Raw genomic sequence first — 13,936 nt, 5'->3', positions numbered from 1 at the left:
AGCGACGAATGGCGAACGTTCGACCAACGCGGCTGGTGGGTCACCATCGCGGGCGCCACCTTCACCGATCCCGCCCTCGCCAACAACTGGTGCGATGCCCGCAACATCGCGATCGACGAGTGCTTCGCGAAATTGGTGAGCAATACCCGTGATTCGACGGGGACGACCCACTATCGGTCACGATGACCCCGACCCGATCGCCTTCCTATTCGCCCCGGGACAGATCAGCCGCCACGCGGAACCCCACGTTGCCCGACGAGCTTTCCGGGTCGCTGCCGAATCGGGCCGACACCCGGTATCTGCGGCAGTACGACGCGTGGCAGAGGTAGGACCCGCCACGCTGCACTCGCTGCGGACCCGATGGCGGGCCGGTCGGCGATATGGCGGGAGACTTCGCGTAGTACCCGATGTCACGGACGTCGGCGCACCATTCCCAGACGTTGCCGGTCATGTTGTACAGCCCGTAGCCGTTCGGCTCGAAGGCGGTGACCGGCGCGGTGCCCACGTAGCCGTCGTCGCCGGTGTTGTTCCCGGGGAACTCGCCCTGGAAGACGTTCATCCGGTGCGTCCCACCGGGTTCCAGCTCGTCTCCCCAGGGAAAGGGCTTGTCCACCAGGCCACCACGGGCGGCGGCTTCCCATTCGGCTTCGCTGGGCAGTCGAGTTCCCGACCAGGAACAGAACGCTCGGGCGTCGTTCCAGGACACATGGACCACTGGGTGGTCCATCCGATCCCCGATATCGGAATGCGGGCCCTCGGGATGGTTCCAATCGGCGCCGTAGACCTGTCGCCACCACGGTGTGCCCTCGACGCCGCGGGTGGGCGGGAAGTCGTCGGGCAGCAGCCCGCCGAAGACAAAGGACCATTCGTACTTCTCGGCTTCCGTCCGCCATCCGGTGGCATCGACGAACTCCGCGAACCGCTGGTTGGACACAGCGAAGCGATCGATGCGAAACGAAGGCAGGGTCACCTCGTGGGCCGGCCCCTCGCCATCGGCCGGGTAGGCCCATGGTGAGTCGTCGCCCATCCGAAAGGTCAAGCCGGGCACGGTGATCAGCGAATCCGCGGCAGCGTTTCCCGGGGCGGGTAGCGGAGCACCGCCGTGGCGCCCGGCGGATTCGCGGTGCGGGGAGCAGCAACTGTGCACCATGGGTTACTGGCGCGAGATCGCGACCCTGGCGACCTCGGCGGGGTCGATGAGATGGGAGTTGTCGTCGTCGCCGACATCGATCTGGACAACGTCGATCTTGCCGGTGAACTTGCTGGCACCGGCGTAGGCGACACTGACCGGCATCCCGTAGTCCTCGCCGATGTCGGTGGTCTCGTCGGCGGAGAAGATCATCGGATGGGTTTGCTCGACCCGGCCGTTGCCCACCGGCGTGCCGTCATAGAACAACGTCACGTCACCACCTTTGGCCAGTCCACCGCCGTCGTAGGCGAACTCGGCGCGGACCTGATGACTGCCGGCCTGAATGGGTTCGGTTGCGGTGGTGGTGAATTCGGTCATGCCGAGCAGGTTGTAGACGAAGGCCGCGTGTCCTTGTTCGAAGTACAGGGCCCAGCCGCCGAATCGGCCACCTTGGGCGATGATCACACCGTTGGTGAGACCCTGCTCGGGAATCTCGATCGAGGCGGTCACGCTGAAGGACTTGTTCTTGATGTTGATGACGCTGTGCTCGCTGAGCCGTTTCATCCCGGGGAACAGCACCTGTGTGGTGCCCTTGATCAGCTCAGGACGGCCGGCGATGGCTGGGTTGATCCGTTCGAACCGGCGGTCGTCGATGGGCAGGACGTTGTATTTCACGGCCTCGATCAGCCACAACCGTTGCAGATAAGCCAGTCTTTCCGGGTCCTGCGCGGCCAGATCCCAGGCCTGGGAGAAATCGACTTTTCCGTCGTAGAGTTCCCAGATGTCGTCGTCGAGGGCCGGGAGTTCCTCGTTGGGCAGCCATGGCGTGCTGTGCCGGGTAACCGCGCTCCAGCCCTTGAAGTAGATGCCCCGGTTGCCTGCCATCTCGAAATACTGCAGGTTGTGACGTTCGGGGGCGTCGGCATCTTCGAAGGTGTAGTTCATGCTGGTGCCCTCGATCGGCGACTGCTGAATTCCCATCACGAATATCGGTTCAGGGATCCCCGCGGCTTCGAGAATCGTGGGCGCCACATCTATGACATGGGTGAACTGAGAACGGACCCCGCCTTTGCTCTCGATACCCGCCGGCCAGTGCACGATGGTGCCGTTGCGGGTGCCGCCCCAGTGCGAGGCGACTTGTTTGGTCCACTGGAACGGCGTGCACATTGCCCACGCCCAGCCCACGGAATAGTGGTTGTAGGCGTCGACGCCGCCGAGTTTGTCCTTGACCTCGACCATGAACTCCGGCGTCTCGATCGCGGCCAGCCCGTTGAAGTTGGCCATTTCGTTGAAGGCGCCGTTGACGGTGCCTTCGGCGGAGGCGCCGTTGTCACCGATGATGTAGTAGATCAGGGTGTTCTCCAGCGCGCCGATGGATTCCACGGCATCGATGAGACGGCCGATGTGGAAGTCGGTGTGTTCGAGAAAGCCCGCGTAGACCTCCATCTGCCGTTCCAGGACAGGCTTGAGTTCCTCGCTCATCTCGTCCCAGGACGGGATCGCATCGGGGCGGGCCGTCAATGCGGCATCAGTGGGAACCACCCCGAGTTCCTTCTGTCGGGCGATGATCGTTTCTCGCTGGGCATCCCAACCCGCGGCGAATTTGCCAGCGTATTTGTCGGCCCACTCGGCTGGTACTTGGTGGGGCGCGTGCGTGGCGCCGGGGGCGAAGTAGACGAAGAACGGCTTGTCCGGCGCCAGCGCTTTCTGGGTCCGCACCCAGTCGATGGCGTGATCGGCGAGGTCTTCGGTCAGGTGGTAGCCCTCTTCCGGAGTCTTTCCGGCTTCGACCGGTGTGACACCGTCGTAGAGGGCGGGGTAGTACTGGTTGTTCTCGCCGCCGATGAATCCGTAGAAATGTTCGAAACCACCGCCGCCGGTCGGCCATGAGTCGAAGGGCCCCACCGGTGAGGTCTGCCAGGGCGGTACTTCGTGGCACTTGCCGAATTGCGCGGTCGAGTATCCGTTGAGTTTCAATGTCATCGGCAGGGCGGCCTTGGTGTTCGGTCGCAGACCGGACGAGCCGGGAGCCGCCGTCGCGGTCTCGGTGATCATGCCCATGCCGACCGAATGATGGTTTCGGCCGCTGAGCAGCGCCGCACGCGTCGGCGCGCACAGCGCCGTGGTGTGGAAGCGGTTGTAGGTCAGGCCGCCGTTCTGCAGTCGTTCGGCGGTCGGTGTCGCGACGGGGCCACCGAAGGCGCTGCTCGCACCGAAACCGACATCGTCGAGCAAGATCACCAGCACGTTCGGCGCGCCTGCTGGGGGCAGCAGCGGTTCGATCGGCGGAAAGGTCGTGTCGGGGTCTTTGGCGTCATAGGTCGTCAAACCCAGATACTGACGATCCGGGATCGGCAAGTTTTCGCGTCCGGCGCTCCACTTGTCGGCCATGTCCAGACTCCTTGCTACTGTCGATCGCTTCGGTGGGGTGTGCCCGGCTCCGATATCAGGGTGGCGCGCCCATGCGGCCGGGTGTCCGACGCCGTGTGGACTGCTCGCATCAGCGTTGCGCGTTCAAGTGTGGTTCGGGGGCTGACCGGAAGTCCTCACCCGTCAAGGATGAGATCGCGGGCCGGGCGACCAGTTCCACCACCAGCAGCGCCACCACCGCGACGAGCACGACCACCACCACGACCACACCGGACGGATTCGGCCAGAACACCAGGGTCGTGACCGCGATCGCGATGATGAGCACCCGCAGCGGAATGCGAAACCGCGCGACCGTGGACTCGATCGGGTACGGGGCCCGCCCGTCTTTCGGTACTCGTAGCGCGTCGAGCGCCTTCGCGCACGCGCCGCGGACCGCGACCGCGGACCCGGACGATCCGGTGAGGTAGCCAACGAGTGCGATCACCACCGCCATCACGAAAACCGCCCGCAGCATGGTGCGCAGCGGGACCAGCATGGTGTCGATCAGGACCTCGGCCTCGTCCCGACTCAGTCCGACTCGCGCAGCCAGTCGGCGCGCTCGGCGATCCTGGCGAGCTCGGCAGGATCGGCGACCGCCTCGGCGGGGTCTTCGGGCCAGTCCTGTACTTGCTCACTCGCCCAGTCGGCCCACTCGGCCACCATGGCGTAGAACTCGGTGAAGAAGGCGCCGGCGAGCATGCCTTGGGCGGCGCGACGCTGGAACGGGCCCTGTCCCGCGGCGTATTCCCTTGCGGCGGCGAGGTTCTCGACATTGCGCTGTTCGGCCCAGGTGCGGGCGGCGGCGACGATGCGCAGGGCGTCGTCGCGGGTTCCGTTCTCGGCGAAGCTGAGTTGGACGAGTTGCTCGAATTCCAGGACGGGTCCGTCGCCCGGTTTCCGAAGCCACTCGGCGAGGGCGTCGCGACCCGCGTCGGTGATCGAGTAGACCGTCCGCGGACGACGTCCGACAACCTCGTTCTCGCCCGTTGCCAGGCCCAGCGTGACGAGTTTTTTCGGCTCGTCGTAGAGCCTGCTCTGCGCTCGCGGCCACATCCGGCCGAGGCTGCGGTCCATTTGACGGGTCAGCTCATAGGTACTCCAGGGCCGCACGGCGAGCAGTCCCAGCACGGCGTACGAGGTTCCAGTCAGACGAAGGCTTGACACATAGTCTCCTTGGGACGATACTAAATACTCTCATAGAGAGTATGTCACGACGAGAGCGGTGCCAGACGATGTCAACGATCGATGCGACGAATACGGATCAGGCGCACGCCTGGGACGGCGACGAAGGCGCACACTGGGCCACCCACAGCGAGATCGTCGAGGAGTCGTTGGCTCGCTACCGGCCCGCGTTCCTCCGGGCCGCGGCGATCGAACCCACGTATCGCGTGCTCGACATCGGTTGCGGCACAGGGGCAACGACGCGCGCGGCCGCGGAAGTGGCGCACGCGGGTAGCGTGTTCGGCGTCGATCTCTCGGCTCGGATGATCGAGGTCGCCCGTGGGCTCGCCCGGCAGGCGGGACTCACGAACGTCGCCTTCGATCGAGCCGATGCGCAGGTCCACCCCTTCGAGACCGAGGCCTACGACGTCGTCATCAGTCAGACCGGGGCCATGTTCTTCGGCCGCCCCGAGACCGCTTTCGCCAACCTGCGACGCAGCCTGACTCCCGGCGGACGCCTTGTCCTGCTGACCTGGCAGCCGCCCGACCGTCAGGAGTGGATCGGCGCCTTCTCGCAGGCCCTCACGGGCCGGACGCCGCCGGTGCCCGCCTCGGATGTCCCCGGCCCCTTCTCGCTCAGCGACCCCGATCACGTGCGAAAGCTGCTTCACGGTGCGGGCTTCGATCACGTCGAACTCACCTCGTCGACCGAGACGACAACCTATGGCCGCACAGTCGAGGAGGCACACACGTTCCTTCTCGGCCTGCTCGGCTGGATGGTCGAGGGGCAGGAACCGGCGCAGCGTGCGTACTCGATCGCGGCGCTGCGCGACACTCTCGCCGCCCACCAGACCGACGACGGAGTTCGGTTCGGGTCGGCGACCTGGCTCGTCACCGCCACTCGCGCCTAGCTTCCCCCAACCACCACACCCACGAAAGAGAGCACAACCATGTCCGAAACCGTTCTGATCACCGGCGCCACCGGCACTGTCGGGCGACATCTCGTCCGCGATCTCGCCGAAGCCGGCGTTCGGCCCCGCGCCTTCGTCCGCGATAACACTGTGGCGCACAACCTCTTCGGACACGACGCCGAGATAGCGAGTGGTGACCTCGCCGATCCCGACGCCGTACGTAGGGCCATGACCGACGTCGACACGCTGTTCCTCGCCTGCGGCAACGTCGCCGAACAGGTGGCGCTGGAATGCGCGGCCATCGACGCCGCGCGGTCGGCCGGAATCCGGCGCGTCGTGAAGCTGTCGGCGCTCGGGGCCGCGCACGATGCGACGCCCACCCTCTGGCGCCGCCACGCTGCAATCGAGGACCACCTCGCCGAATCCGGCCTGTCAGCAGTGGTTCTGCGGCCGTCGTTCTTCATGTCGAACCTCTTCGCGGCGGCCGCACCGGTGCGCAATCTCCGCATGCTCCCGGCGCCGGCCGGAACGGCACCTATCGCGATGATCGACCCCGCCGACATCGCCGCTGTCGCGACCGCTGTGATCATGGATGACGCCGTCGAACCGGGCACAATCGAACTGACGGGACCCGAATCCCTCACCTATCACTATGTGGCACAACATCTTTCCGACGCCACCGGCCACGACATCACCTATCTCGACGTGGCTCCGGACCTCGCCGAACAGGCGATGATCGCCGACGGGCTCCCCGAGCCCATGGCCCGCCAGATCCTCGAGGTCTTCGAAGCACTGCGCCACGGCACCTACGCAACCACCAACGACCAGGTCACGCGACTGACCGGCCACCCCGCCCGCACACTCGCCGAATTCGTCGCCGACCACGCAAGTGCCTTCGCAGAGCCGGTGAACCGATGAATCAGCGGACCGATCCACAGCAACTCGCCGCGGTCTTCCTCACAGGTCTGGCGGGACACCCGGACGAGTTCGGTGCACTCGCCGCCCTCTGGACCCGCGGCCCCACCCTCTCCCTCTCCCCGCTCTACCGTGGCGACCTGTCCATTTCCGCGCAAGCGCGACACGTAGCCGAGCTCGCCGAGGACGCGGGGTTCGACAGGTTCGTCGCGATCGGGCACAGCCAAGGCGGGCTCGTCGGCCTCGAGCTGGCCGTGACCCGACCCGATGTGGTCGCCGCGGTCGCCGTCCTGGACTCGCCGGTGCTGGTGCCACGCCCCGTGCGGATCGCGCTCCGGATGTTCGTTGCCCTCCTCCATACTCCCGTCGGGCCTGCCCTGCTTCGCCTGTTCTTCCGGGCGACGTTCGTCGAGGCCGATCGACTGGAACAGCGTGCTGCGGTGATGCGTCGACTCGACCGAGTGCCGCGCGCAGCGGCTCGTCGCATCGTCGGCGCGGCATTCGGCTACGACGCAGCGGGGGCGCTGACGAAGGTAGAGGTGCCGGTTTCCTACGTCAAGGCGAATGTCCCGACGAGGCTCGACCGATTGCCTGCCCGTGTCGAGGGCTACGAAGTCGCAGACAGCGGCCACTGGGTTCACGTGCACCACCCTCACGAGGTCGGCACGATCCTGGGGCAGCTCGCTTCCCGCGTCGAATCAGCCGTCGAGGCAAACGACGAGCAATCCGTCGCTGACGCGTAGACGCTCGGCCATCGCGACGAGGATATCCATTGCCTCGCAAGACAATCCGACCGCACACAGGAGCAGTTCACGCGGTTCTGCGAGTTCGAGCTCGCGGATTAGGGTGTGGTCGTCGACGTCCGGATAGGCTGCCGCGAGGAAGAAGTAGTCGGGGGTGACCTGGAAGTATTCGGCCAGTGCCGCAACGGTTTTCGGCGAAGGGTTGTCGCGATTCCCGGACCGCAACTGGGACAGATACGGTGCGGAAATGCTGTGACCCGCCTCCTGCAGCATGCGCGCCACGTGGCGGTTTGTGCACTGCCGCACGTCCGGCCGGTTGTCGAAAAGATCATTGAGGCGGGCAGCGAAGTGCGTCACGGCGGTTCCTAGGCGTCAAGTTGGCCAGAAGACCATCATGAGTCGCGGACTGTGCTCGTGGCAATAGTCCTAGCAAACTTGCGGCTCTCGTCACAGAAGCTGGGTACACGGTCTGTTAGTCGTGATGACCGCGGATCAGGCGTGCGCGGACAGAACGGTGCGCATGATGTCGATCGTCGCGGTGATGTCGGGCTCGCGGTCGGCGGCGACGTTCGCCCACACGAGCGCCGTCGCGGTCATGCCGAGTACGCCGAACGTTTCCGGGGGGACCTCGAGATGCGGTGCGGCGGAAGCGGTTGCGTGGAGCAGGCTCGTTCGGCGCGCGGTGTTGACGAGGCCGTCGGGATCGAGGAGTACGCGCTGTGCGAGATTCGGTTCGCGCCGGGCGAAGGAGGTGAGCGGTTCGTAGGCGATGCAGCCGTGCATGAATCGGTCGGCGGCGTCGAGGACTCGCTCGAGTCCGTCGCCGCGGGCGGTGCGGCGGGCATCGACCCAGATCTCGGTGATGCACTCGAGAATCGCGTGGTCGATGAGTTTCTCGCGGTCGCCCACCCAGCGGTAGAGGGTGGAGCGGCCGATATTCAGGTGGGCGGCAACGGTATTCATGTCCACTCGCTCGCCCCGCCGGAACAGCCGAGCTGCCGCCGCGCGGGCATCGTCGGCGGTCGGGCGGCGAAATGAGGGCAATTCCGCTGCGGGCGGATCGTGACTGTAGCAGCCGGGGACAATCATGTCTCGCGTCCTACTTGGGACGTTGTTGACATTTGTCCCATCGCGGTCCTAGGTTGGCGGTCACTTGTTGTTACCCGCGTCACAAGAAGATCGATGTCTGTCCGTACCAAGTTCGCCGCCGCGGCCGCGTTGACCTTGCTGGCGTCGGTGACGGCGGCCTGCACCTCCTCGAGTCCGGGCGAGCAGGAGCAGGCCGGGCAACAGCACGAGACGTCGACCTGCTTCTGGGGTCCCGCTTTCTCCGCGACCGAGCAGACACTCAACTACGCCTTCCCCGACTCCGGTGCGCTGTACTGGGCGGCGCAGTTCGCGATCCCCGCAGGCGCCGAGCTCACGCTGAAGGGCGAGTACGCGCATGCTCGCTACCAGTCGCTCAATTCCTACAACATCACCACCAACAGCCCGACGTCCGCGCTCAACGACGTGTCGACCGCACCCGACCCGGGCTCGGCGAACCCGTATCTGACCGGCGCCGACCGAACCGGCACCGACGGCCGTTCCTACACCGCGACCGTCCGCAACGAGGTGGTCCCGGTGGACAATTCCCCGCATCGCAGCAGCCGGTGTGGCGCACCTACTACAACACCCAGTTCGGGCTCGGCTGCGCCTACCTCGGCAAGTGCGACGGAGCACCCGCCAAGACCGGCGGGCAGTACTCCAATATCGACAACAACTACATCAACGCCTACGTCAACCGAGGTTTCGGCCAGGTCCTGACGCTCACCGGCACCATGCCACGCACCCCGCGCACCCTCGATGGCGCCGCCACCACCGTCGGCGACACCGATATGCGCTACTGGTCGTTGTGCGCCAATGAATCCGTCGCCACGACCCGGGTGACCGGGTGCGTCTTCGACGAGCAGGTCCCCCTCGACGCCGCGCGCCACTACACCGTCGTCGCGAGCCTGCCCGAGGATCGACCGGCCAACGCGACCGAGGCGTGCGGGGTGGCGTGGGTGCCGCTCCCGGCCGTCGGCGACGGCACCGGTCATGCCGAAGACGGCTACCTGATCATGCGGAACATGTTGCCGACCAAGGGTTTCGGTCATGCCGTCCAGGACACCGCGACTCCCGGCGACGAGAAGACCGTGATGGGCGAGTATCTGCCGGAGGGTGCGTATTCGTCGAAGGCCGAGTTCGAAGCCAAGGGCTGCTCGCCGAAGCGCTGATCGCGGAAACGATCGGTTTTCCCGCCCCTGCCGAACTCAGCGGGGGCGGTCCCGTTTCGCATGCAGTATTCAAGCTCGAATCGGCAGGGCATGAAGATCTTCGCGTAGGGAGGGCTTGTCTACCTTGCCGACCGGATTGCGCGGGATCTCGTCCAGTACTCGAATCGACACCGGCACTTTGAATTTGGCGAGCTTGGCATAGCAGGTAGCGAGTAGTTCGTCGACGGCGAGCTCGACGCCGGGATAGGCCGCGACGAACGCCACCGGCACCTCCCAGGAAGCTGACGAACAGGGCGTTGGCGTGGAACAGCGGGAGGAACAGCAGGCAGTGGGTGCGGTCGTGGATCGGCGAGGCAGCGAGCATCGACGCGGTCATCGCCTCGACATTGCGGTGGTCGAGCATGACGCCCTTCGGCCTCGCGCACGCACGGGCGATCGGCAAAGGCCACCGGCCGCGCCCAGGACAACAAAGTGGTCGAGCCGAGCAACTGCTGGCAGGTGTGAGCGAAACGCTGCACGCCCGGGTCGACCAACTCGACGATGTGCTCACCAAGCTGCTGCTCGACCGAATTCCCGCGCTCCCCGGTGATGCGCCGATGGTGCGGTTGCTGCGGGCGAGCGTGCGCAGCAACCTGCTGGCGGCGATCGAAATCTTTCGCGATCACACGGCGCTCGAGACCATGTCCATCCCCGAGGTGGCCCGCGAGTACGCGCGCGGCCTCGCCCAGCGCGGCGCCTCCCCCACCGCCCTCATCCGCGCCTACCGCGTCGGCCAGCAGTTCGCGCTCGATCGAGGCGATCGCCCGCCAGGTCGCGACCCGCGAGGACACCGTCGCGGCGATCCAGTTGCTGATCACCGTCCACTTCGCCTATATCGACACGGTCAGCGAACAGGTGACGGCCGAGTATCAAGCCGAACGCGAACGCTGGCTCTCCCACCGCCGCACGGTGCGCATGGAGGTCTTGGAGCGACTGCTCAGCCCGTCCGCGCCCGACGTCGATACCGCCGAAGCGGTGCTGGGTTACTCGCTGCGCCAACAACATCTGGCCTGGTGCTGTGGACTGGATCGACCGTCGCCGAACCCGCCCGCCTCACCGCCCTCGAAGACATCGTCACCCGCATGGCCGAAGCACTCCGGGCGACCGGACAGCCCTGATCTGGCCGCGCGACACCACCACCCTCTGGGCTTGGATCCCGTTGCACACCAGCGCTTCTCGACTCGACGAGCAACTCCTCGACGACATCCTCCGGGCCGAACCCGACGACGTCCGCCTCGCCCTTGGCACGCCGGCCGACGGCGTCGACGGCTTCCGCCGAACCCACCACGACACCATCCGCGCCGCCCGCGTCGCCGCCCACTGGCTCGGCCCCTCAGTCCTCACGCCCATTCAGGGAGAGGACGTCACTGGTAGAACGACGACGCGATAGCCGCCGCTGTCCCCGATACGGGGCAGCAACCTGCGAACACGATGTCGAGACTCCCACCGCCACAAGCAATTTGCGAATAGCAAATGGCTGGGTGAGCAAGAAGTGATGTCGACCGCCAAGCGTTCCCAAGTCACACGATGCCAGCGTCGTAACGGCCAGGGGCTGCGCACCGAACTCTATTGATGTACGGATGTGCTCGATCAACCGAGATTGAGAGGCGTTCACCATGTCGCCGGAGACCGTTCACGCAGGGCTGAATAGACGTAGGTCGATGCGAATGGTCGGTGCAGTACTATTGCTAATCGGATTCGTGGTTCTCATCGTGCCACTCAAGGCTTACTCGCCTTACGATGGAGATCCGTGGGGATGTGGCAACGGTTTCGCATCGAACTACGGTGGCGCGGCAGGTGATACAGCCGGATCCATATACGGCTACGACGCGATATACGACCTTCCAATCACCCCACCACCCATGGCAAACCCGGGCGGTGACACAGCACTCGAGCAATGTATGTCGAAGCTAGCTCGAAATAGAGCAATCGGATATCCATTGCTAATATTGGGCATCGCTCTCATAATCGGCGCATTTGCGGTCCGACATGATTCGACATTCCCATCGACCACTCAGAGATCGAATTCGATGGAACCCGGGCCCGCTGACCGTAGAAGGTCCGATCCGGCCCACAAGGCTACGCATGGGACAAACACAGCGCTACCAGCCGGTTGGTATCCAGATCAGCGAGACATCACACTTTCGCGGTGGTTCGACGGCGAACAGTGGACTGAAGCGACGTTGCCACGAACCCAGCCATAGAACCTGACTCGTTGCCGGAACGGGTTGCCCGGTTGAACGTTCACCCCGGGAGTGGCAACGGAGCCTTTGACAACGAGGACGCCAGTCCCGACACTCGCCGACCTCCTGGCTTCAGGAGGCCGTGTGTCTAGATGATCTTGGCGTCGATCAACAACTTCCAGATCTCGCCCTGGTCGACGACCTCGACGCCGAGCTTTTCCGCCTTGGCCAGCTTGCTGTCGCCGACGCCCGCGCCGGTGATGAGCATGTCGGTGTTCGCCGAGACCGAGGAGGCCGCTGTTGCGCCGGCTTGTTCGCACAGGCGCTGGAAGGTGGGGCGGGCGACCTTTTCGCCGGAGCGTGGGTCGCTGATCGCACCGGTGATCACCACGGTTTTGCCTTCGAGGGGTGCGCCTGCGGCGATGACGGGCGGTAAGTCTTCTTCGCGCACGTCGAGGGAGACGCCGAGCTCTCGGAGGCGGTCCAGCTCGGGGCGCAGTCGCGTGAGGTGGGTGACCAGGGAGGCGGCGACCTTCGGGCCGATATCCTCCACGGCGACCAGGCGTTCCTCGCCCGCGTCGGCGACTTCCTCGAGGGAGCCGAAGCCGGATCGGGCCAGGCGGGCGGCGGTGCCGTCGGAGGCCATGGGGATGGCGAGGCCGATGAGGGCGCGGCGTAGGCCGACCTGGCGGCTGGCGTCGATGGAATCGATCATGCGGGCGGCGGAGACTTCGCCGATGCGGTCGAATTCGAGCAGGCGTTCTTTGGTGAGTGTGTAGAAGTCCGACGGGCTTTCGAGAATTCCGGCCTCGGCGAGACGTTCGATCCAGACTCCACCGATGGCGTCGATATCCGCAGCGGCCCGCGATGCCCAGTGGATCAGCCTGCGGACGGTTTGCGCGGGGCAGGAAACGTTGGTGCAGAACAGTTCTCGACTGTTGCCCTGTTCGGTCACCGGCTGGCCGCAGGAGGGACAGGCGGTGGGCGAGATGATGTCGAGTTCTTCGCCGGTGCGCTTGGCGGCATCGAGTACGCCTGCCACGAACGGGATCACGTCGCCCGCGCGGCGGACCAGAACGGTGTCGCCGACCTTGATGTCGCGGGCGCGGATCACTTCCTGGTTGGCCAAGGTCGCCTTGGTGACTGTCGTGCCGCCGACGAACACCGGCTCGAGCCAGGCGACGGGGACGATCTTGCCGGTCTTGCCGACGTCCCAGATCACCTCGCGCAGCAGGGTGGTTTTCTCCTCGGCGGCGAATTTGAACGCCAGCGCGCCGCGTGGGGAATTCGACCGGGTTCCGGCCGCCGCGTAGGCATCTCGGTCGGCCAGCCGCAGTACGGCACCGTCGATGTCGTAGTCCAGGTCGTTGCGGCCCTGCTCGATCTCGGTGATCGCCGCCTGGGCCTGCGCGGCGTCTGCGCACAGGCGCATCTCCGCTCCCGCGACGCCGATGGCGCGCAACCCCTCGCCCAGGTCGTGGGCGGCGTCGTCGGCGGAGGTGTCCAGGTCGAAGCCGAAGAATTGCAGGCGCCGCTCGGACACGGTGGCCGGGTCCTTGGCTCGCAGGGTGCCCGCCGCAGCGTTGCGTGGGTTGATCAGTGGCTTGTCGGGGTGCGCGGTGTTGTAGGCGAGGAAGGTCGACCGCAACATCACCGCCTCACCGCGCACTTCGACGCGACCGGGCAAGTCGATCCGTTCGGGAACACCGTCGACGAGGGCGCGGACAAGCGGGGTCACGTCGTCGCCTGTGGTGCCGTCGCCGCGAGTCACCGCACGGGCCAGCCTGCCGTTCTCGAACACGAGCGCCAGCGACAACCCGTCGAGCTTGGGCATCACGACCACCGACTGACCGGGGAACCGATCGAAGAACGCCGCGACCTGCTCCGGTTTGGTCGACTTCTCCAGCGACAGCATCGGCCGCGAGTGCCGCACCGGCGCGTGCAGGATCGAGGGCGCACCCACCTGGTCCAGGGGGTTCGGTTCGGGCGTGAGCTCGGGATTCGCCTCGATCAGCGCACGCAGCTCGTCCTCGATCGCATCGAATTCGGCGTCGGCGACCAGCGGCGCACCCTGGTAGTAGGCGTCGCGCAGCTCGACCATCCGGTCGGCGAGTTCTTGGATTCGTTCCCCTGTTTCCACAGCCAAGACGCTACCGACACCCACCGACAACTTTCGCAGGTGGCACGG

At 65.8% G+C, this 13,936-nt stretch carries 16 protein-coding genes; 8 read left to right on the top strand and 8 right to left on the bottom strand.

Going from position 1 to position 13,936, the window contains the following annotated elements; genetic code table 11:
* Positions 1 to 186, top strand: a 186-nt coding sequence (locus ACFWUP_RS19870; protein WP_379236287.1) for a hypothetical protein, incomplete at its 5' end; no start/stop codon positions are given.
* A gap of 19 nt (positions 187 to 205) precedes the next feature.
* Here the strand turns inward: ACFWUP_RS19870 and ACFWUP_RS19865 are convergent.
* The 4 genes from ACFWUP_RS19865 to ACFWUP_RS19850 form a co-directional block, all read right to left on the bottom strand.
* Complete coding sequence (locus ACFWUP_RS19865) at positions 206 to 1,150, bottom strand: formylglycine-generating enzyme family protein (protein ID WP_379236285.1); 945 nt, start codon at positions 1,148 to 1,150, stop codon at positions 206 to 208.
* Between the two features lie 3 nt (positions 1,151 to 1,153).
* Positions 1,154 to 3,520, bottom strand: a complete 2,367-nt coding sequence (locus ACFWUP_RS19860; RefSeq protein WP_379236283.1) for an arylsulfatase — start codon at positions 3,518 to 3,520, stop codon at positions 1,154 to 1,156.
* Positions 3,521 to 3,629: 109 nt separating this feature from the next.
* A complete protein-coding gene (locus tag ACFWUP_RS19855) occupies positions 3,630 to 4,034 on the bottom strand; it encodes a hypothetical protein (protein ID WP_379236281.1) in 405 nt (134 codons plus the stop codon).
* A 32-nt stretch (positions 4,035 to 4,066) separates the two neighbouring features.
* Entirely contained in the window at positions 4,067 to 4,702 is a 636-nt protein-coding gene (locus tag ACFWUP_RS19850; RefSeq protein WP_379236279.1) for a PadR family transcriptional regulator, read from the bottom strand.
* Positions 4,703 to 4,770: 68 nt separating this feature from the next.
* Between ACFWUP_RS19850 and ACFWUP_RS19845 the strand changes: the two genes are divergently transcribed.
* From ACFWUP_RS19845 to ACFWUP_RS19835, 3 genes are read left to right on the top strand one after another with little or no spacing between them, the layout of a single operon-like run.
* The gene (locus ACFWUP_RS19845) at positions 4,771 to 5,610 is read left to right on the top strand and encodes a class I SAM-dependent methyltransferase (RefSeq protein WP_379236277.1); all 840 of its coding nucleotides are present in this window, start codon (positions 4,771 to 4,773) and stop codon (positions 5,608 to 5,610) included.
* A 39-nt stretch (positions 5,611 to 5,649) separates the two neighbouring features.
* Complete coding sequence (locus ACFWUP_RS19840; RefSeq protein WP_379236275.1) at positions 5,650 to 6,528, top strand: NAD(P)H-binding protein; 879 nt, start codon at positions 5,650 to 5,652, stop codon at positions 6,526 to 6,528.
* Positions 6,525 to 7,268 carry an alpha/beta fold hydrolase gene (locus ACFWUP_RS19835; RefSeq protein WP_379236273.1) on the top strand — a complete coding sequence of 248 codons (744 nt, stop codon included), beginning with the start codon at positions 6,525 to 6,527 and terminating at the stop codon, positions 7,266 to 7,268. Before ACFWUP_RS19840 ends, ACFWUP_RS19835 begins: the two co-directional genes overlap by 4 nt.
* Here the strand turns inward: ACFWUP_RS19835 and ACFWUP_RS19830 are convergent.
* Both ACFWUP_RS19830 and ACFWUP_RS19825 read right to left on the bottom strand, forming a co-directional pair.
* On the bottom strand, positions 7,224 to 7,625 hold the full coding sequence (locus tag ACFWUP_RS19830; RefSeq protein ID WP_379236271.1) for a helix-turn-helix domain-containing protein: 402 nt from the start codon (positions 7,623 to 7,625) through the stop codon (positions 7,224 to 7,226). The two genes, ACFWUP_RS19835 and ACFWUP_RS19830, sit on opposite strands and share 45 nt — an antisense overlap.
* Positions 7,626 to 7,760: 135 nt before the next feature.
* On the bottom strand, positions 7,761 to 8,231 hold the full coding sequence (locus tag ACFWUP_RS19825; protein ID WP_379236269.1) for a QsdR family transcriptional regulator: 471 nt from the start codon (positions 8,229 to 8,231) through the stop codon (positions 7,761 to 7,763).
* Positions 8,232 to 8,450: 219 nt separating this feature from the next.
* On the opposite strand from ACFWUP_RS19825, the gene ACFWUP_RS19820 reads away from it, so the two are divergent.
* Entirely contained in the window at positions 8,451 to 9,074 is a 624-nt protein-coding gene (locus tag ACFWUP_RS19820) for a hypothetical protein (protein WP_379236267.1), read from the top strand.
* Between the two features lie 521 nt (positions 9,075 to 9,595).
* On the opposite strand, the gene ACFWUP_RS19815 is transcribed toward ACFWUP_RS19820, so the two are convergent.
* The gene (locus tag ACFWUP_RS19815) at positions 9,596 to 9,790 is read right to left on the bottom strand and encodes a hypothetical protein (RefSeq protein WP_379236265.1); all 195 of its coding nucleotides are present in this window, start codon (positions 9,788 to 9,790) and stop codon (positions 9,596 to 9,598) included.
* A 68-nt stretch (positions 9,791 to 9,858) separates the two neighbouring features.
* Between ACFWUP_RS19815 and ACFWUP_RS19810 the strand changes: the two genes are divergently transcribed.
* From ACFWUP_RS19810 to ACFWUP_RS19800, 3 genes are all read left to right on the top strand, one after another.
* Positions 9,859 to 10,683, top strand: coding sequence for a hypothetical protein (locus tag ACFWUP_RS19810; protein WP_379236263.1), 825 nt, complete (start codon positions 9,859 to 9,861; stop codon positions 10,681 to 10,683).
* 41 nt (positions 10,684 to 10,724) lie between these two features.
* Positions 10,725 to 10,955: a hypothetical protein gene (locus ACFWUP_RS19805; protein WP_379236261.1), complete on the top strand. Its 231-nt coding sequence runs from the start codon at positions 10,725 to 10,727 to the stop codon at positions 10,953 to 10,955.
* A 226-nt stretch (positions 10,956 to 11,181) separates the two neighbouring features.
* Entirely contained in the window at positions 11,182 to 11,769 is a 588-nt protein-coding gene (locus ACFWUP_RS19800; RefSeq protein WP_379236259.1) for a DUF2510 domain-containing protein, read from the top strand.
* A gap of 127 nt (positions 11,770 to 11,896) precedes the next feature.
* Here the strand turns inward: ACFWUP_RS19800 and ligA are convergent, their stop codons facing one another.
* Positions 11,897 to 13,888 carry an NAD-dependent DNA ligase LigA gene (gene ligA / locus ACFWUP_RS19795; protein WP_379236257.1) on the bottom strand — a complete coding sequence of 664 codons (1,992 nt, stop codon included), beginning with the start codon at positions 13,886 to 13,888 and terminating at the stop codon, positions 11,897 to 11,899.
* Positions 13,889 to 13,936 lie beyond the last annotated feature (48 nt).

This window comes from Nocardia sp. NPDC058658 (assembly GCF_042716665.1).
Taxonomy (GTDB): Bacteria; Actinomycetota; Actinomycetes; order Mycobacteriales; family Mycobacteriaceae; genus Nocardia.
This window is presented reverse-complemented; position numbering and strand designations above follow the sequence as displayed.